Below are 18,796 nucleotides of genomic sequence, written 5' to 3'. Positions count from 1 at the left end.
GTTGTCGCGGAAAAACGCGCCGGGCACGCACGCAGAAGGCTGGCTCGCCTGCAGGGTTGGCTGGCGAGTCTCTTACACCAAGTCGCGTGGGCAATTGAGCCTGACCCGCCGACAGTAACTGATCCCCGGCAGTAGGTGCCAATACCGTCGCCGTGGACGTCGGATCTGATGGATCCTCCGTCATCGAATCAAGTTCAACATCTGCCCTGCTCACGCGTTTATCAGCTGGCCCTGGGCGGCGAGGGAGCCCGGCGGTCCAGGGACCAGCGACGGAGAGCCGCAACACGCGCATTCCCACTAACGCCCACGAACACCATCCCCGCCACCGGCCAACGGCGTCACGGTCCAACGGTGGCGGGAGCGTGACGGATCCGTTGTGGCCGGTACCGACAGGCTGATTGGCGGGCGGGTCACGCGGAGGCAACCCTACGTTGACTTGGGCTCTACCCGGCTTCAAGAGCTCCCGGGCTTTCCCGCCCTGACATGACACAACGCAGGCTGAACGTTGCGGTTTTCAGCTCCTGGACCGGCCAGAAAGCCGATCGACAAGGAGCAGGAGCGCCGAATGGTCCAGAGAGCCGTGGCCCTCGGCGCGCACCGACGCCATCAACCGGGCCGCCATTGCACCCAGCGGGATGGCGACGCCGGCCTCGCGGGCGGCGGCCGTGACAATGCCCAGGTCCTTGTGATGCAGATCCACGCGGAAGCCCGGCTCGAACCTGCGGGCGACCATCGAGGCGGCCTTACGCTCCAGGACCTGGCTGCCGGCCAGACCGCCGGCGAGAACCTTGATAGCGGCCCGAGTGTCCACCGAGTGCGCCTCAAGGAAGACCAGCGCCTCGGCCAGCAGCTCAATGTTACCCGCGACGATGAGCTGGTTGGCCGCCTTCACGGTCTGGCCCGAGCCTGCCGGACCGACGTGCACAACGGTGCTGCCAACAGCCTCAAGAACCGTCCGGACGGCCTCGACATCGGAAGTTTCGCCGCCGACCATGATGGAGAGATTGCCCTCTATGGCGCCTGCCTCGCCGCCGGAAACCGGGGCGTCTACAGCCCTGATGCCGGCTTCCTGGGCGGCCGCGGCCAACCGGACGCTGACGTCGGGGCGGATGGTGCTGCAGTCAACCCAGTAGGCACCCATTTGGGCGTTGGCAAAGATACCGTGCGGTCCGCTGACGACCGCATCGACGTCCGGGGAGTCCGGCAGCACAGTGATGATGATGTCCGCGTCCTTGACCGCTTCGGCGGTGCTGGCGGCGCCAGCGCCCCCGTGACTGGCCAGTTGGTCGATCTTGCCCGGGCTGCGGTTAAAGCCGGTGACTGTATGGCCGGCTTTGATCAGGTTGACCGCCATCGGCAGGCCCATGATTCCGAGTCCAATTACTGCGACTCTCCTGGGAACAGCATTCATTGTTCGTGTCCTTTACTGAGCGATTTGTGTTTAACGGAGGAGCATCGAACGTATCGAATCAGCCGAGCCGGAACCCGTGTTCCGCGGCGTCCCCGGCCCCGCCGATCATCTCTGCAGCCCTCCGCAGGGACTTCCGCCGCCAGCAAATGGTCGCATCCCGGGTCGCGGCGGGGGTCCCGGGATGCGACCGTTGTTTAGACCTGAAGGGCTAATCATCTTAAGTTCCTTGATCTGGCATCGCGTTGGGCGAAATGGGGGAGTTTCGGGCAAGCAAAACGGCTTGGACGGTTTGAGCTGAGGGCCCGGATGGCCTTGCTTGCGTTGCGATTCGCCGACGCGAGCAAGCCGGCTGCTCTCAACAGCTTAGGTCTCTTGGGCCCTCCCCGGATGCGATGATCGTGGCCCTCTGGATCCTAGGATCGCCAGCCCCACCGAAGCTTTTTCGGCCAGGTGCCCACTCAGACTTTCATCCCGGCCAGTCCCACCCCCACCCGGGTGGCCGGCCCCTCTCTTGCATAATCCACCCGGCAAGGTAGTGGACGGCCACACCGCTTCAGGGGCGAAACTGAGGCCACTCCTCAATGTGGTCTGACTCACAGTCCCACGCCGAGGAAAGCACCGATCGTTCTCCGCGCCTCAACATACAAAGGAGTATCAATGGAACGGCTCATTAACATCGACAACGGCGGGACGCTGACCGATATCTGTGTCTGGGACGGTAATAGTTTTACGTTCACAAAAACGCTCACCACACCCTTCGACCTCTCTCAATGCCTTTTCGACGGTATGGCCAAGGCGTCAAAACAGATCTTCGGTGAGGAAGATCTTCCCGGACTTTTGCACTCAACCCGACACATCCGGTACTCAACCACCCAGGGAACCAACGCGCTCGTGGAACGCAAGGGGCCGCGGATTGGAATCCTCACAGACACCGATACGCTCGCTGAGGAACTCCGCGCCGGAGATGACGCTGCTGAGCTGTTCGACGACCTCGTTGGCACCCGCGTGGCGGTCATCGATGGCGCGCAGGACCTGGAGCAACTGTCGGGCGAGATCGTCAAACAGGTCAACCGGCTGACAACCGACGGTGCAGCCAGACTTGTGATTGCCATGGCGGAAAGAAGCACGGAGAAGGCCGTCAAGGGCATCCTCCTACGGAAATTCCCTCGGCATCTGTTGGGTTCCGTGCCCATCCTTTTTTCTTGGGAATTCACACCTGACGCCGTCCGAGGCCGCCGTGTATGGTCCGGAATCATCAACTCCTTCCTGCACCCGACCATGGAGCGGTTCCTCTATAGCGCCGAGCACCGGCTGCGGGATCACAAGGTGAAGAACCCGCTCCTGATCTACCGCAATGACGGAGCTTCTTCACGTGTGGCTAAGTCTGTGGCGTTGAAGACATACTCGTCCGGTCCCCGCGGCGGGCTGGAAGGAACGAAGGCGCTGTCGGAAGCCTACGGGCTTGCGCACGTGCTCATGATCGACGTCGGAGGCACCACTACCGACGTCGGCTCAGTGAAGAACTCGACCATCTCGACGGATCGCAGGGGCTCCATCCGGGGTGTTCCGGTTTCGTTTGAGATGAGTAACGTCCACTCCAGCGGTGTGGGCGGCAGTTCCATCATTGCGCTTCGCGACGGCGTCATTACCGTCGGCCCCGAGAGCGTCGGGGCTGCACCAGGTCCCGCTTGTTTTGGTTTTGGCGGGAAGCAAGCCACTATCACTGACGTAAACCTACTTCTGGGAGTCCTGGATCCGGACACCTATCTCGATGGAGGGTTCAGCCTCGATGCTGAGCGCTCCCGCGCCGTCATCACAGAAGTCATCGCTGAACCTTTGGGGATAACGCTTGGTGACGCACTGATGCGCATGGAGACCGCGTACTTCCAGCGCATGGCGCAGTCCTTTGCGGCCGATGTCGAGGATGCGGACACCACAACGGTTGCTGCCTTTGGAGGCGCAGGACCCATGAGCGCCTGCGGCGCGGCGCGGATCGCCGGTGTTCGCCGTGTCCTGGTGCCCAAGATGGCTGCGGTCTTCTCAGCCTTCGGAATCGGCTTCTCTGACATTGCGCAGACCTACGAGGCCAATGTGACCGGAATGGATTCCGAAGAGTTCAGCGCAGCCAAGGAGACGCTGCTAGCCCGGGCGGCTCGGGACATGTTCCAGGAAGGCCATGACATCGGCGAATGCACGCTCGAATGGAAAGTGGTTCTTGAAGACGCCGAAGGCCAGCTGATTTCAGAGCTCCCGCACCTGGGTTCGGAGCCGCAGCCCGGCGCGCGCGAAGACAACACCATGCTGACCCTGACCGCGCGCTACGAGCTGCCGCACGCCTCTATCCGGCGAGCTGAATCTGCGGCCCGGACGCCCGCGGTCGCCGCGTCTACAAGAAAGGTCTGCTATGCGGCCGACAAGGTGGAAGACGTTCCGGTATTCGAGCTGGAGAGTCAAGCCGCCGGCGCATCAGCCATGGGCCCGGCCATCGTTGAAGGCCCTTACTTCACGTCCCGCGTGCCGCAGGGCTGGAGGTTTGATGTGACTGATTCCGGTGACCTCATGCTCACAGACACCATCCAGAAATGACCAACACACAACTATTGCAAGAAGACAGGTGAGACAAGCTATGCGGATTCCAATGACGGAATATCTGATCATCGATCTCGACACGGAGCGATGGACCTGCAGGGTGTGCAGCCATGATCTCGGGGACGCGAGAGGTAACTACAAGGAGGGGACCCTGGTCTATGACCGGGACCCGAGGGAAATCCACCAGTCGATTTTGGACTCGGAAAAGTACGAATTCACGTTTGCTCCCGACCCCGCCTTCTGCCGGATCCTCGAATTCTACTGCCCCGGTTGCGCTACGCAGCTTGAAACGGAGTATGTGCCGCCAGGACACCCGCCCACCGTGGACATGCTGTGGGATATCGACTCGCTCCGCGAAAAGTGGACGAAACGTGGAGTCGACCCTGAATTCGTCATCAACTACGGGCCCGGCGAAGAGGCCGTTGCCGACTTCAGTCCCGCCCTTGGCTCGTACAACAGCCTCTCCTCGTCCGCCCCTCATTCGCACAGTTAAAGGAATCCATTGGTCATGAAACGAATTTCCGTTGACATCGGCGGTACATTTACCGATTGTTTCTTCGCGTGGGACGGCAAGTATGTTGAAGCGAAGGCGCTGACAACCCACCACAATCTGGCCCAGGGCTTCAACGAAGCACTCGACCTTGCCTGCTCGCGCGCTGGACTCGACCGCGATCTCGTCCTGGCGGAGGTCGATTCGGTCCGCTACGCAACAACCCTCGGCACCAACGCACTCATCGAAGGAAAGGGGCCGAGGGTCGGCGCACTGGTCACCCACGGGTTTGAGGACACAATCCCGCTCTCCCGTGGACGCGGCTATGGAGAGGGCCTGGACCCTTCCAAGCAGCAGAATATGCCGGATGCTACCCGCCCGGATCCTCTCGTACCTCGAAGCTTGATCCGCTCTGTAAAGGAACGGATCAACTCAGCGGGAAAGGTTGTCGTTTCCCTGATGGAAGACGACGTCCGCACGCAGGTGCGCGAACTCGTGGACAACGGCGCGGAGGCCATCGTGGTCTCGTTGGTCAATTCGACGGAGAATCCGGTCCACGAACAGCAGATCCTGGACATCATCCTGGACGAGTACCCGGCTCACGAGCTCGGGGCCATCCCTGTTCTGTTGGGCAGCCAGGTGTCCGGGCGAAAGGGCGAATATGTGCGGGCAACCTCAACCATTGTTGACGCCTTTCTGCACGAAATCATGTTCCACGCACTCGGGCAGCTGTCGAACAACCTCCGCGGGTCCGGCTATGACAAACCTATGCTTGTCATCCACAACTCAGGGGGCATGGCACAGTCGAATTCCACCGACGCGCTACAGACCATCCACTCCGGGCCCATCGCCGGAGTAGGTGCCGCCCAACACCTGGCTGATAGCACGGGCTTGGGGAATGTCATTTCCACGGACATGGGCGGCACGTCCTTCGACATCGGGCTCGTCCCTGAGGGAGGGGTCAAGCACTACGACTTCCAGCCGACTATCGGACGCTGGCTGGTCTCGGTTCCGATGATCCACCTGCTGACCCTGGGCGCCGGGGGAGGTTCGATAGCCAGCTATGACCGGATCCACCATTCGGTGCAGATCGGGCCGGAATCCGCCGGTTCTGACCCCGGTCCGGCCTGTTACGACCGTGGCGGCCTCCGCCCGACTGTCACCGACGCTGACCTGGTCCTGGGATACCTTGATCCGGACAACTACGCCAACGGCTACATCAAGCTGAACAAGAAGCGCTCCATTTACGCCATTGATGAAGTTCTCTCCGATGAATTGAACATGGACACTATTGAGGTTGCCAAGATCGTCAAGAACGCCGTCGACGAGCAAATGGCCATCGGCATGTCGAAGGAGCTGCGGGTCCGGGGCTATCTTCCGGAAGACTTCACCATGCTGGCCTATGGCGGCAACGGTCCGCTGCACGCTTGCGGCATCGCCGACCACGCAGGTATTCGTAAGATTCTCGCGCCGCCGTTCTCTTCAGTTTTTTCAGCCTGCGGAGCCGGCAACATGAAGCCCCTTCACATCCACGAGCGGGGTTCACATGTGGTCCTCTACAACCCAACCGACCGTAGCCTCTACAAGAGCTACGACGAGCTGAACCGAGTCATCCAGGAGCTCGAAGCCAAGGGCAGGGAAGACCTGGTCCGTCAGGGTTACAACCCTACCGACATCCGCCACAGCCTCGAGATGGACCTGCGTTATGGCAACCAGCTGGTGACCACGGCAGTCGTCTTCGACATCAACCGCGTGAACGGCGTCGCCGATGTACTCCATCTCATACGGACGTTCTCCGACATCTACGGTCAGCGCTACGGTGCCGGCAGCCAGGCACCCGAGGCCGGCATCAGGGCACAGACTGTTCGCGTGTCCTCCTACGTGGAGGGTGACGTCGTCAAGTTCGATTCGATCGACTCCGGCCACGACCGGACCATGCCGTCCCCTATCGGCACGAGGCAGGTCCACTTCGTGAAGATCGACGGAGCCGTTGATACGCCGGTCTACGATGCCGAGGCTCTGCACCACCAGCACGTCATCCACGGCCCGGCGATCGTAACCACCGAGAACACCACCTATCTCGTCGAGCCCTCGTGGCGCCTGGAACCCACATCCCAGGGCGCTGTGTGGTTCCTCAAAGACTGACCCCGTGGCACATCTCATCAAGACCTTCCAGCTATTCCCATTGAAGGAGCCAGACAGCAATGACGCTTACAGCAAATGAAACCAGCACGGCCGGCGGAGCCGACGATGCTTCGCAGCCGCTGACTGCCCAGGAGCAGCAGTGGGTGGACCAGTTCATGGACGAAACAACCCTCTTCCTCGGTCCGGACCCGGCAATCATGCGCAGCCACCAGATCACTTCCCGCTCGGCCTATGAGGAGGAGTGCATCTCCAAGGGTGTGGACCCCATCCAGGTCGACCGCATCCGCAAACGGCTGGCAGGCGCCCTGGACGAGGGCTACGAAATGTGTGAGGCCATGGGGGCCGCCCCCGGAGCAAAGTGGGGGGACCTGACGACGGCGATCTACACCGCAGAAGGGGACGTCACCTACCTGTCCTGCCACGGGGTCATCGCATTCTCCGCGATCCTGCACCACCCGATCCGCTACATCATGAAGTACTGGAAGGACGAGCCAACCGTCGGGATCAACCCCGGCGACGGATTCATCCACAACGATGCCCGGTACGGCAACGTCCACAACACCGACCAGTCGATGATTACCCCGATCATGCGCGATGGGCAGATCATCGCGTGGGTCGCGGCGACCATCCACGAGGGAGAGAACGGTGCCTGCGAGCCCGGCGGGATGCCGTCCGGTTCCGAGACACCGTTCGATGACGGCTTGCGGATGTCACCGTTCAAGATTGTTGAAAAGGGCGAACTCCGCCGGGATCTGCTGACGTTCCTGCAGCACTCAGTCCGCGACCCCAAACTGCAGCTGGCCGATATCAAGGTCAAGATCGGTGCAGTCCAGCGCATCCAGGAACGCGTCGACAGCATCATTGACGAAGTGGGGATCGAGACATTCGTAGCCGCCCTGCGAGTCACGGTTGAAGACGTGGAGCAGGAAGTCAAACGCCGCATCAGCGAGCTGCCGGATGGGACCGTGACCTTCAACCAGTTCATGGACTCCACCCTGAAAGAAAACATCCTGATCAAACTCGCCTGCAAGATAACGGTCAAGGGCGACAAAATGACGGTCGACCTGCGCGGCACAGGCCCGGAAATCCTCAACCGGGCCATCAATTCGCCGCTGTGTTCGGTCAAATCGATGATGATGCAGGCGATTCTCGCGTTCTGGTGGCCGGATCTGCCAAGGTGCACCTCGGCGATGTCCCCCATCGACATCATCTCGGATGAACACACGTGGGCCGATGCCGGCTATGACGCACCGATGGGGCAGTCACTGCAAGCCTCGTTCCGTGGATTCTCTGCGCTGCAGACAGCCTTTGCCAAGATGCAGTTCTCCAACCCGGAAAAGTTCTCCAATGTCCTGGCCCCGTGGTTCAACCAGATCAACACGTTCCTGTGGGGAGGCCTGACCCAGCACGGCGACCAGGTGGGCAACCTGTGTGCGGACCTCAACGGCATGGGCGGCGGAGCCAAGGCGTTCCGCGACGGCGAAGATGCGGTCTCACCGTTGTTCTGTGCCATGGCTGACACTGCTGAACAGGAAGTTATGGAAGAGGAAGTTCCTTTCATGCAGCTCGTCAGCAAACGAATCGTCCGCGACAACCAGGGCTTCGGAAAGAACAGCGGCGGCATGGGTTACGAGATGATCGTAGCCGCCGAAGGAACGCCACTGTGGGGCTTCATGACCGTTGCCTCGGGCTCCAAGTTCTCCTCTGTGACCGGAATGTTCGGCGGCTACGGCTGCAGCACCAACCCGCTGGCCATGGTCAAGGGCATCAACATCTACGACGTCATCCGCAAGGACCCCAGTCAGTTTGATCTGTCCATGGAGAGGATCATGAACGAACAACCCTATGAAGGCGGGAAATACACCACTGCCCATATGGGGCTGCAGTTCGACGTCGCCAAGGACGGCGAGCTGTACATGATCGCCCAGGGCTCCGGCGGCGGCTATGGTGACGTGCTCGAACGCGAGCCCGAAGCGGTGGCCAAGGATCTGGAGCTCGGCCGCATTTCCGCGAACGTTGCCACCACCATCTATGGCGTTGTGTGGAATCCTGACACTTTCGTGGTGGACGAAGAAGCAACAGTCCAGTTGCGTCAAGATGCCCGCCGCGCCCGCATAGCCCGGGGCAAGCCGTACAAGGAGTTTCTTGAAAGCTACGTGCAGCCCGAGCCTCCGAAGGACCTGCTCTACTACGGGTCCTGGGGCGACGATACCGACGAGCTGACAGCGACACACTTCACCAGCGACGGCCCGGAACGGGTCAAAGCGACCGTGGACAAGCTGCCGCTGATCATGCTTCCAGACCGGCGGGAAGTGAAGATCAGCCAGCTGGAGGAAAGGATCCGCGAGCTCGAAACGAAACACGGGGAGGTCATCCAGCGCAGGTCCTAATCCTTCATCGAAAGTCCTGATCAGGACCAACCATAGAGAAGCCTTCGGCGCCGCATCCTCCACAGTCCAGGACGGTGCGGCGCTGACGGCTTGAAACAGCAAATTTCCGAGAGAGACGTCATGACTTCTACCCTTACCACTCCTGCCACCCTTGCCGCTGTTGTTGCCACTCCAGGGTCGGGCCGGCCCAAAGCGGTGCTGTTTGACCACCATGAGTATGCAACCTCCGTGATACTTCGCGGAGGCGAGGTTCCCTGGGACAATGTCACAGCCTATTCGGCTTTTTTCGCTCAGGCCCAAGGGCTCCTGAGGCCGGATGTTGCGCTTTTGGACCTGGAGCGACTCTACGACCATCTGACTGCCGGAAATTCGCGGCTTGAGGCGGCAATGGCGGGCAAGTCCCGGACCGGATACGCGCTCCGGACTTTGTTGGCAGACGATGACACAAACAAGGCAGTGCTTGAATTCGCCACTGTGTTCGCTCAGACGGCGCGTCAGCCCGTTGTCCTTCGTATCCCCTCTCCGATGGAATGGCTCATCGGCACACACCGCTTTGGGGGTGCTGTCAGCCTGAGCGACCTGGCCGCAGACGACGCTGAAAACGCCTCGATGTACGTCAGCGACTGGTTGCGTTCCTTCGCGGCACTGCCCGTCGCCGGCCTCCTGCTGGATAACCGCACGCCTGACGACGGTCACGGACGCGTGCCCGTTGCGTTGGAGGCCTATACGCCTATCGCCAACGTGACCAGCAATTATCGGTGGACCCTAGGGCAGCTGGACGACGCACAAGTGCAGCTGCACGCGGACACTGCGGTGGGCGGGTACATCCCTGCAGGCTTTTGGCTGGATACGGACGTACAGCTCCCGCCAGCAGACTTCTACTTCGCCGAGATACCAAGTTCAGCACGGCCGGAAGACGTGCTGTTGCGCCTCGATGCCCTCGCGTAGCAGGCCGTAGCCTGCCGGCCCCGCAGTTCTATTCGCAGTTCAATCCGACTGCAGCAAATGCCTGCGGCGCGCTTCATCGACACAGCCTTGGCGGTCGCCTACGCCAAGGCTGATGAACAGGTTCTTCAGATACCACTTCACAGTGTTGATCCCCAAGTGAAGCTCCTGGGCGATTTCGCGATTGGACCGGCCCTTGTCAACCAGCAGCAGAATGGTCTGTTCTCGTTGTGACAAGCCTGGCTCTGCGACAGACGGCGCTGCGGACCTGCTGTTGTACGGTGCCGTGCTTCGAAGTGGGGAACTTCCGCGGTTGACGGCTGCATTTGAATCCAGCCGGATCAGGAGACTGAGAAACCCCCCGAGATCTGGGTGGTAATCGTAGTTCGCTGTTCCCAGCCTCAGTTTTTCAGAGACCGTACGCACCAGTTCGGAGCAGGCAGCGCCGCCGTCCAGTACTGGCCTGACAAGGCCCAACCTGCAACATGTGTTGAGCGCCGGGACGATGATATCTTCAGCCTCGTCATGGAGTCCTGCCTGCTGGAGCGCCGCGGACAACAGTATGCGGGCGTGCAATTCTGACCGCGGGCCCGAGTAGGCCGCAGCTCGTCCCAGCAGAAGACGGGCCATCTCGACGGCGGCGAGGTGCTCAGGAGTAGCTGCGCCGGCGGGGGCGGCATCGGCCAGCGCCGAACGGATCTGGGTGGCCAGGAAAATCTGGTAGCTGGTTTCGGCCAGTCCCTCAAGCCGTTGTCCCGGAGTGCCGTGCACTACGGGAACGCCAGGGGCGAGGCCCGGTTGGAATGTCCTGGACTTGAGGCCCAGCTGCACCCGTTCAAGATTGATGACGAGTTTTAGCCTCGAAAGTCCCAAGCTGTCGGCGACGGAGTCGCCTTCGTCGAGTATCTCAGCGGCCTTAGATGAGTCTCCACGAAGTTCCTTGATTCTGGCGAGTGTGGCAAAGGTGGAAATCATGAAGTCCACGACTCCGCCTTCTGATCCCAGCTCATGTGTCTCTTCAAGAAGCCTTTCGGCTTTGTCTAGAGCGCCACGTTCGTAAAGGAGTTGGCCCTTCATGGCCGCGGCCAGGCGGGCGGCGTGCGAGTGTCGTCCAGCGTGGCTTCGTCCCAGTTCGACGGCAAGAGCGAATTGCTTTTCGACCTGATCCATGTCGAGGAGCGCATAGGCTGCCAGGCCCGCAAAGCAGTGTCCGTAGACATTACTGAATGGGCCGGAGACTTGGTTGTGAAACGTGTTCGCCCAAAGTTGCTGTTCCAGTGCAAGCTCGTACTGGCCGTCGTGAATTTTCTTGAACGTTGACAGATTTGCTCCCACCGAAACGATCCAAGGTCGAAGCCTGCTCGCTTGCGCGAAGCACTTTTCATCCAATTCTCCAACGCGGCTCACATTGTCACCGTACATATCGATGCAGCTCTGGACGACAAGGCTCTCAACTCCGAGTTCAAAGCGGTCGTCGTCACTCAGTGTCGCATCGGAGGGCATCACGGCCTGGGCCTGGTCGAGGGCGACCTGCGCTTCTGCGGCTAGGTGAAGCAGCGTGTTTGCCCATGCGATGGCCATCTGGAGCCTCGCCTGGCCAGCAACACGACCAGCCGGGATTTTGCCGACGAGCGCAAGCAGGGTCGCCATACTTGAGTGTTCCACCAGCCACATCGCGCGGGACTCCACGATTTCCACGGCGAAATCCACGTCACGTGCGGCCAATGCATGGTCGACAGCGTCGCTTGGGAATCCGTTCTCCGAATACCAGCGCGCGGCCGTCAGATGCAGCTCCCTGATACGTCCCGGGTAGTCGCGCTCCAGGCGGCGCCGCAGATAGTCCTCGAAGAGATGATGGTAGCGGTACCAGGTGCCGTCCTCGTCAAGCGGCTGCAAAAACAAGTCCTGGGCCTGGACCTGTTCGAGCATCGCTTGGCCTTGTCCCACACCAGACAGCGCGGACGCGAGCCCCGCGCAGAGCCGCTCCGGAACAGAAGAGGTCAAGAGGAAGTTCAGCACGTCCGGTTCCAGAGTATTGAAAACGTTCTCCGCCAGGTACTCACCAATCGACTGATGCCCTCCGGAAAGGCGTTCGATCAGGGCCGAGGCCTCCCGATGATCGCGCAAGGAGAGGGACACGAGTTGCAGAGCAGCAATCCAGCCTTCCGTTGTCCGATGGAGGCTGGCCACGTCCTCTCCATCGAGGTCCAGGCGGTTAATGTCTACCAGAAAAGACTGGGATTCCGTCCGGTCAAACCGCAACGAGACGGCATCCACCTCAACCAGCTGGCCGCGTACCATAAGACGCCCGAGCGGGAGCCCTGAGCGAGTTCGGCTCGTGATGATGAAGGACAGATGCGCCCCGCCAGCGTCCAACAGGCGTTCAATGACGTCCAGGGTGCGTTTGTCCGTGACCAAATGCCAGTCATCCAACACGACGACTATGTCCTGACCGCTTTCATCGATGGCGTTGATGAGGGCAGGGATAACATATCGTTCTGCGTCATCGGGCCGTTCCTCGAGCAGCTGCTGCAGGTCGTCATCGAACCCCGACCTTGCCCTTCCGATGGCTTCCAGCAAATGGGACAAGAACCAGATGGTGTTGTTGTCATCCCGGTCCAGGGAGAGCCACACTGTCGTCCGTCCTTGTGAGGCGAGAAGCTCCATCCATTGGGCCGCCAGGGTGGATTTGCCGAAGCCTGCCGGGGCATGGATTAGGGCCAGGCGCCAACTAGGCTCGGCATTGAGAAAATCGGTCAGGCGCGTCCTGGGAACCCATTTCCCGACCGGTTTCGGGGAACGGAACTTGCTTGAAGCACCGGGCGGCACCACCGCCATCTGCCACCTCCTAGTGGACCGACGTTCGCCGGGAATGCGAAATACCCTCTAAAATCCTATGGCAACAAATGTTTCAAAAACAGCGCGGTGCAGCCGTGCTGGTTTGCCGGCCAGGATTTCTAATCCTGCTGCCGCATCTCCCGCAGGACTATCTCGGCCACGCGAAAAGACTCAAGAGCAGCAGGCGCGCCACAGTAGATCATTGTCTGCAACAGTACTTCTTGTATTTCCTGTTCCGTCACACCGTTGTTAACCGCGCCGCGGACATGTCCTGCGAATTCATGGGGACGGTTGAGGGCGGTCAGCATCGCCAGATTCAGCATGCTTCGCGTCTTCGGATCCAGCCCGGGCCTGGACCATACTTTCCCCCACGCGTACTCGGTGACGAGCTCTTGGACAGGGCGGGAAAAGTCGCTGGTCTGCCCAAGGCTGCGTTCGACGTGGGCTGCCCCCATGACGGTCTTGCGGATCCCCAAACCCGTGTCGTAGCCCTTCTGATGTGTTCCTGAAGTTGTCATCGGTGTGCCCTTTCTGCTGTGGCTGATTGGCGATGCCCGCAGGTGGGGTGTTTGCCACGAGGCGGCGACGCGGACGCCGTCGGGTAGTTTGTTGCCACGAGCTTGGAACGCAGATGCTGAGAGGAGAGACTCGCGGGCTCTGCTGTCCGGCAGTTATGGCGTCCGTTTATTCATCCCTGGGCGGTGAGGACCGCCATGGTCTTGCCCGGCGGCCAGTGTTCCGACTCCGGTGTTACGCCCGCCAGAACGTCGCCTCGTTGGTGTAGGGCGTAGGGATCCCGGCCACCCAGACGCAGACATGCGACAGCTGTCCTTATGCCGGTCCTCTTTATGGAGAACATGGTGGATGCGCCATTGCGGCCGACCGGACAGCGGCAGGGACATAACTCACAGGCTCGCGCCCTTTAACCCTGGCGTGCAGACGAAGAACTTCGGCTGCTCGATCGGCGCGAACGGAACTATTAACCACTGCTGGCCGTATAGCTCCACATATGAATCGTCGGGGCAACGGGCGTAAGCCTCCTCACGCGTCATCTCGGTCCCCCTCTTGCGCAACGGGGGCGCCGCAGACGGCCCGCTCCGGGGTCGAATTCATTGCCGAAAGACCTCGGCCAATCCGGACACGAGAAGCGGTTAGTGTGTCACCACTGTCGACGTTGACAGGCCGTTCCATGACTACTCCCTCAATATCTATTGCCTCGCTGTGACACTGGTGGTGTCCTGTTTTCAGTCTGGCTCAGCAGCCGGAGTGGCCCGCAACTACCTTCCCGGGTGAACTTTTCGGGCCACTCCTCCCCACCCGGGTGGGGAGGAGTGGCGACCCTCCGGCCATAGAGCCCCGGTGGCTTGGTGCCGGAGCCTCAGGCCTATCTGCATCGGGCGTTGACGGCTTGATGAGTATCTCGGTTCGGACCTGACGCTGTTCAAACCCTTGTGCTTGAGTTGAGTTATGGCCGCTTCGATAGAGGACTATGCGCTCCTGTCGAATCTCTCTACAGGATGTCTAATCTCCCGCCAGGGCAGCGTTGACTGGCTCTGTTTGCCACGCTTCGACTCCGCATCAATTTTTGGCGCTCTGCTGGGAAGTGAAGAACACGGGCGGTGGCTGCTCGCTCCCAAGCAGCCGGAGGCTGTCGTTGTGAGCCGTCGCTATAAGGAGTCCACTTTTGTCTTGGAGACAATGTGGCAGACCTCCAGCGGGGAGGCCACGATTACCGACTTCATGCCACTCGGGGAAGGCCGTTCATCCCTTGTACGTCGGGTCACAGGACTGAGCGGAAGTGTGACCATGATCCAGGAGTTGAGGATTCGTCCACGCTACGGTGCCGTATTGCCGTGGGTCAGCCGACATCGCGAGAACGCCACGCGCGGCTCAGAAATATTACTGGCCATGGCCGGACCGGATGCCTGGGCATTGCGAGGGCGTCATCTGCCCCAGGCCCACGATGCTCGGCACGTCGGCGAATTTGTGGTTACAGCTGGTGAGAGTGCGAACTTCGAGCTGACTTGGTTTCCGTCGCACCGTGGCGTGCCGGCCGCCGTCGAAGTCGACTCTGCCCTTGATGAGGCCGTGCACTATTGGACCCGGTGGGGCGGCCATTGCCGTCAGGACGGGGTATACGGAGGCGCAGTCAAACGATCTTTGTTGGTGCTGCGCGCTCTGACGCACTATGAAACGGGAGGCATCGTCGCCGCTCCTACAACGTCCTTACCGGAGGATTTTGGCGGTTCACGCAACTGGGACTACCGCTATTGCTGGCTTCGAGACGCCTCGTTGACGCTGGAATCCATGTTGACGCATGGCTATGAATCGGAGGCTTTGAAGTGGCGCAACTGGCTGTTGCGTGCCCTTGCCGGTGATCCGGAGGACATCCAGATTATGTATGGAGTCGCAGGTGAGCGGGACCTGCCGGAGAAAGAACTGGACCATCTGCCTGGTTACCAGGACGCGATACCGGTGCGGATTGGCAACGCTGCGGTCTCCCAGTACCAGGCCGATGTAGTGGGAGAAGTCCTGGTTGCTTTGGAAAGGCTGCGTCTAGCCGGCGGCAAGGAAGACCACTTTTCCTGGGCATTACAGCGTGCTCTCCTGGGCTATGTGGAGCACCACCTCGAGGACAGAGATTTTGGTCTTTGGGAGATGCGCGGCAGTGCCCAATATTTCACGCATTCCAGAGCCATGATGTGGGCGGCATTCGACTGCGGGGTCAGGGCGGTTCGTGATCACGGACTGCCGGGCCCGCTGGAGCACTGGCAGGAACTCCGGGAACGGCTGCGCGCGGAAATATTGAACAAGGGCTTCAACTGCGATTTGGGGTCTTTCACGCAAACCTATGGTGGGCGACAGGTCGACGCCGCTCTGTTAGCCCTGCCGCAGGTGGGCTTCCTCGCCTACTCGGACCAACGCATGCTTGGTACCGTTTCACTGTTGGAGAAGGAGCTACTGACTGATGAGGGCCTGCTTCTTCGGTACCGGACCGAGACCGGCGTTGACGGACTCGAACCGGGCGAGCATCCGTTTCTCGCGTGTTCCTTCTGGCTGGTGGAGCAGTACGCCCGCACCGGTCGCTGGACTGAAGCCAGGGCTCTGATGGACAAGCTCGTAGGGCTCTCCAATGAAGTCGGTCTGCTCAGCGAAGAATACGCAGTGAAGGAAAAACGGATGGCGGGCAACTTCCCGCAGGCATTTTCGCATTTAGCGCTTGTGCGGGCGGCGGATGCAATGCACGGAGTTGACCGGCTCAGTCTGGCGGTTATTGAATAGCGTATTTTGACGGAGATGCGGTGCGCCTCCGCCGGCTTCCCGTAAGAAGTCTTCCGCTGAGTTGCTCCCAGAGCGACTGACATCGGGGCGCGTAGTGTCCCGACTGGCAGTTTGTGCCGCCCAGCCAAGAAGCCCGTCCGGGCTACTCCCGGGCGGCGGAATGATCTGCGGCCTGGCGGGACCCGCATGAACAACAGGCCGGGCCGGTGGTGACGATAGCTCCGGCACTGGTACCGGGGCATTTGATGCCCATAGGTGTTTCCATTGCTGTGTCAGGAGCGGCTGGCTTCGTCTACCCGGACGGCTTCGCGCCGGGTCCGTCGAATGTTTGATGTCGGACGCAGGCGACCGGAGCGTGGCGCTTTCCACGGGGCCGAGCGTGCGTGTTGCATTCATATTGATTCCCGTCCAGGTAGCTGCCCGCATTCGGCGTTAGACGGCTTCGAGGATGCTGACGTAGTTGGCGATGCCTACGCCGCCCATGTTCTGCACGGCGGCGCGCCGGGGATTGGCGAGCTGCATGTCGCCGGCGGTGCCGGTGAGCTGCATGGCGGCGATGACGTGCTGGGACACGCCGGTGGCGCCGACGGGGTGGCCTTTGGCTTTGAGGCCGCCGGAAACATTGACGGGCAGCTTCCCGTCCTTGAACACCCAGCCTTCCGCCAGGGCGCGGGATCCCTGGCCCGGTTCGGTCAGTCCCATGGCCTCGTACATGAGCAGCTCGGCGATGGTGAAGCAGTCGTGGACTTCTGCGAAGTCCAAGTCTTCAAGCCCGACGCCGGCCATCGCCAGGGCGCGCTGCCAGGAGACGCGGGTGGCGGCGAAGGCGGTGGGGTCGCGGCGTTCTGCGGGGAAGAAGTCGTTCGCGTGGCCTAATCCGGCGAGCCGCACCGGGGCAGTGGCCCCGCCGGTCGGTGAGATAGACAGCACGACGGCGGCGGCGCCGTCGGACACGGGGGAGCAGTCCGTGCGGCGCAGCGGATCGGCCACCATCGGGTTTTTGTCCGAGACGGTGCGGCAGAACTCCTCGCCCAGATCCTTGCGGAGCTGGGCGTAGGGGTTGTCTGCGCCGTTGCGGTGGTTCTTCGCCGCAATGGTGCCGAGGACATCGCCGAGATTCTCGACGCCGGCTCCGTAGCGCTTCGCGTAGTGCTTGGCGACGTCTGCGAAGAGCCCGGTGAATCCGGTGGTGGACGTCTGGCCGGCCATGTCGTAGTTCGCCCCCAGCAGTGCCGCGCCCACGACGTCCGCTCCGGCGTTCGTCATTTTCTCGGCACCGATCACCAGGACTGATTTCGCGGTCCCGGCCAGCAGCGACTTGGAGCCTTGCTGGAAAGCGGCCGATCCTGAGGCGCAGGCGTTCTCGACGCGGGTGGACGGCACGTTGGCCAGCTGGTCGGACACCTGCAGTGCGAGGGAGGATGGGAATGCAAGCGGCATCATGCCGGAGTTGAACTGGCCAAGGTAGATCTCATCGATCTGCCCGGGCTCGATCCCGGCGTTGTCGATCGCCTCGGCGGCGACCTGCACGATCAGGGACTCGAGGGTCTCGTCGGTGAGTTTGCCGAAGCGGCTGTGGCCCCAGCCGGTTAGCAGGACATCCTTGCCGAACTGTTCTTTCAGGCCCATGCGGTGGCAACTTCCAGTGTTTCTTCCTGTGCATCTGCTGCTTCAAGCGCGACGGTGAATTCCGCCTCGGTTTTCTCGCGGATTTCCTCGACGGTGACGCCCGGGGCGAGGCGGGTGAGCGTGAGGCGCCGGCCGCCGCCTGTTTCTTGTTCGTTCCTCACGAGGTCGAAGACGGCGAGGTCGCTGATGATCCGGTCCACGCAGCTCAGCCCGGTGAGCGGCAGGGTGCATTCCTTGACGATCTTGGCGGTGCCGTCCTTGGCGTCCATGGCGCCGCCCATGCCCTTGACCATCTTGCCGGGGATGGTCCAGTTGGCGAGGTCGCCGTTACCGGAGACCTGCATGGCGCCCAGGATGGCCACCTTGACGTGTCCGCCGCGGATCATGCCGAAGGATGTGGCGGAGTCGAAGATGCTGCCGCCGGGAAGTACGGTGACGGTCTGTTTGCCGGCGTTGATGAGGTCGGCGTCCTCCTCGCCGTCGTAGGGGAACGGGCCCATGCCGAGCAGCCCGTTTTCGCTCTGCAGGACCACGCGCACGCTCTCGGGCAGGTTGTTGGCCACGAGCGTGGGGATGCCGATGCCGAGGTTGACGTAGTCGCCGTCGTTCAGTTCCTCGGCCGCGATGGCGGCCATTTCATCCCTGGTCCAGGCCATGGGGTTCTCCTTGGGTTCTCAAAGTTGCGGGGGGCTTAAGTGTTCGTTCGCGCTGGGTTGGCGGGGCTAATCAGGCCGGGGCTGCTGCGGAGGCGGGCTCGACCCTCGGGCGGACCGTGCGCTGCTCGATGTCCTTGACCCTGCCGCTGGCCCGGACCAGGCGCTGGACGTAGACGCCGGGCGTGACGATGTGGTTGGGGTCCAGGGCGCCGGGCTCGACTATGGCCTCGGCCTCGGCGATGGTGACGGCACCCGCGGTGGCCACCACCGGATTGAAGTTCCGTGCGGTGTAGCGGTAGATCAGGTTGCCGTCGGTGTCCGCGGTGTGCGCGTGGACCAGGGCGAGGTCGGCCCGGATGGCCCGCTCCTGGACGTAGGTTTCGCCGTCGAACTCCGCGAGCGGCTTGCCTTCGGCGACGAG

At 61.5% G+C, this 18,796-nt stretch carries 12 protein-coding genes; 6 read left to right on the top strand and 6 right to left on the bottom strand.

All coding sequences use genetic code 11. The annotated features are described in order from the left end of the window. Positions 1-514 precede the first annotated feature (514 nt). Positions 515-1,411 carry a 2-hydroxy-3-oxopropionate reductase gene (locus ASG92_RS13015; RefSeq protein ID WP_056628961.1) on the bottom strand — a complete coding sequence of 299 codons (897 nt, stop codon included), beginning with the start codon at positions 1,409-1,411 and terminating at the stop codon, positions 515-517. 657 nt (positions 1,412-2,068) lie between these two features. Here ASG92_RS13015 and ASG92_RS13010 point away from each other — a divergent pair. The 5 genes from ASG92_RS13010 to ASG92_RS12990 all read left to right on the top strand — a co-directional run bounded on the left by ASG92_RS13010 (position 2,069) and on the right by ASG92_RS12990 (position 9,973). Then, positions 2,069-3,997, top strand: a complete 1,929-nt coding sequence (locus ASG92_RS13010; protein ID WP_056628956.1) for a hydantoinase/oxoprolinase family protein — start codon at positions 2,069-2,071, stop codon at positions 3,995-3,997. Between the two features lie 40 nt (positions 3,998-4,037). Beyond that, entirely contained in the window at positions 4,038-4,493 is a 456-nt protein-coding gene (locus tag ASG92_RS13005) for an acetone carboxylase subunit gamma (RefSeq protein WP_056628953.1), read from the top strand. Between the two features lie 15 nt (positions 4,494-4,508). Continuing rightward, a complete protein-coding gene (locus ASG92_RS13000; RefSeq protein WP_056628950.1) occupies positions 4,509-6,635 on the top strand; it encodes a hydantoinase/oxoprolinase family protein in 2,127 nt (708 codons plus the stop codon). 59 nt (positions 6,636-6,694) lie between these two features. Continuing rightward, positions 6,695-9,025, top strand: coding sequence for a hydantoinase B/oxoprolinase family protein (locus ASG92_RS12995; RefSeq protein ID WP_056628949.1), 2,331 nt, complete (start codon positions 6,695-6,697; stop codon positions 9,023-9,025). A 120-nt stretch (positions 9,026-9,145) separates the two neighbouring features. After that, on the top strand, positions 9,146-9,973 hold the full coding sequence (locus tag ASG92_RS12990; RefSeq protein ID WP_056629033.1) for a hypothetical protein: 828 nt from the start codon (positions 9,146-9,148) through the stop codon (positions 9,971-9,973). A 39-nt stretch (positions 9,974-10,012) separates the two neighbouring features. Here the strand turns inward: ASG92_RS12990 and ASG92_RS12985 are convergent, their stop codons facing one another. Together ASG92_RS12985 and ASG92_RS12980 are read right to left on the bottom strand one after the other, a co-directional pair. Next, on the bottom strand, positions 10,013-12,808 hold the full coding sequence (locus ASG92_RS12985; RefSeq protein WP_056628948.1) for a LuxR C-terminal-related transcriptional regulator: 2,796 nt from the start codon (positions 12,806-12,808) through the stop codon (positions 10,013-10,015). A 119-nt stretch (positions 12,809-12,927) separates the two neighbouring features. After that, positions 12,928-13,326 carry a carboxymuconolactone decarboxylase family protein gene (locus ASG92_RS12980; RefSeq protein WP_056628947.1) on the bottom strand — a complete coding sequence of 133 codons (399 nt, stop codon included), beginning with the start codon at positions 13,324-13,326 and terminating at the stop codon, positions 12,928-12,930. 949 nt (positions 13,327-14,275) lie between these two features. On the opposite strand from ASG92_RS12980, the gene ASG92_RS12975 reads away from it, so the two are divergent. Beyond that, entirely contained in the window at positions 14,276-16,090 is a 1,815-nt protein-coding gene (locus ASG92_RS12975) for a glycoside hydrolase family 15 protein (RefSeq protein ID WP_056628945.1), read from the top strand. A 432-nt stretch (positions 16,091-16,522) separates the two neighbouring features. Here ASG92_RS12975 and ASG92_RS12970 read toward each other — a convergent pair whose 3' ends face one another. The 3 genes from ASG92_RS12970 to ASG92_RS12960 all read right to left on the bottom strand — a co-directional run. Beyond that, positions 16,523-17,719 (bottom strand): acetyl-CoA acetyltransferase, encoded by a 1,197-nt coding sequence (locus ASG92_RS12970; protein WP_056628943.1) that lies wholly within the window; start codon positions 17,717-17,719, stop codon positions 16,523-16,525. Then, entirely contained in the window at positions 17,710-18,375 is a 666-nt protein-coding gene (locus ASG92_RS12965; protein WP_056628942.1) for a 3-oxoacid CoA-transferase subunit B, read from the bottom strand. The genes ASG92_RS12970 and ASG92_RS12965 overlap by 10 nt, the downstream gene beginning before the upstream one ends. A 70-nt stretch (positions 18,376-18,445) precedes the next feature. After that, positions 18,446-18,796, bottom strand: a 351-nt coding sequence (locus tag ASG92_RS12960) for a CoA transferase subunit A (RefSeq protein ID WP_162256320.1), incomplete at its 5' end; no start/stop codon positions are given.

The sequence above is a fragment of the Arthrobacter sp. Soil736 genome, assembly GCF_001428005.1.
Classification (GTDB): domain Bacteria; phylum Actinomycetota; class Actinomycetes; order Actinomycetales; family Micrococcaceae; genus Arthrobacter.
The sequence above is the reverse complement of the archived record's forward strand: the minus strand, read 5'-3'. Positions and strand labels throughout refer to the sequence as shown.

What these genes read in the sequence shown, in the direction of transcription:
- ASG92_RS13015 (WP_056628961.1), bottom strand. Translation starts at nt 1,411, where the DNA reads ATGAATGCTGTTCCCAGGAGAGTCGCAGTAATTGGACTCGGAATCATG.
- ASG92_RS13010 (WP_056628956.1), top strand. Translation starts at nt 2,069, where the DNA reads ATGGAACGGCTCATTAACATCGACAACGGCGGGACGCTGACCGATATC.
- ASG92_RS13005 (WP_056628953.1), top strand. Translation starts at nt 4,038, where the DNA reads ATGCGGATTCCAATGACGGAATATCTGATCATCGATCTCGACACGGAG.
- ASG92_RS13000 (WP_056628950.1), top strand. Translation starts at nt 4,509, where the DNA reads ATGAAACGAATTTCCGTTGACATCGGCGGTACATTTACCGATTGTTTC.
- ASG92_RS12995 (WP_056628949.1), top strand. Translation starts at nt 6,695, where the DNA reads ATGACGCTTACAGCAAATGAAACCAGCACGGCCGGCGGAGCCGACGAT.
- ASG92_RS12990 (WP_056629033.1), top strand. Translation starts at nt 9,146, where the DNA reads ATGACTTCTACCCTTACCACTCCTGCCACCCTTGCCGCTGTTGTTGCC.
- ASG92_RS12985 (WP_056628948.1), bottom strand. Translation starts at nt 12,808, where the DNA reads ATGGCGGTGGTGCCGCCCGGTGCTTCAAGCAAGTTCCGTTCCCCGAAA.
- ASG92_RS12980 (WP_056628947.1), bottom strand. Translation starts at nt 13,326, where the DNA reads ATGACAACTTCAGGAACACATCAGAAGGGCTACGACACGGGTTTGGGG.
- ASG92_RS12975 (WP_056628945.1), top strand. Translation starts at nt 14,276, where the DNA reads ATGGCCGCTTCGATAGAGGACTATGCGCTCCTGTCGAATCTCTCTACA.
- ASG92_RS12970 (WP_056628943.1), bottom strand. Translation starts at nt 17,719, where the DNA reads ATGGGCCTGAAAGAACAGTTCGGCAAGGATGTCCTGCTAACCGGCTGG.
- ASG92_RS12965 (WP_056628942.1), bottom strand. Translation starts at nt 18,375, where the DNA reads ATGGCCTGGACCAGGGATGAAATGGCCGCCATCGCGGCCGAGGAACTG.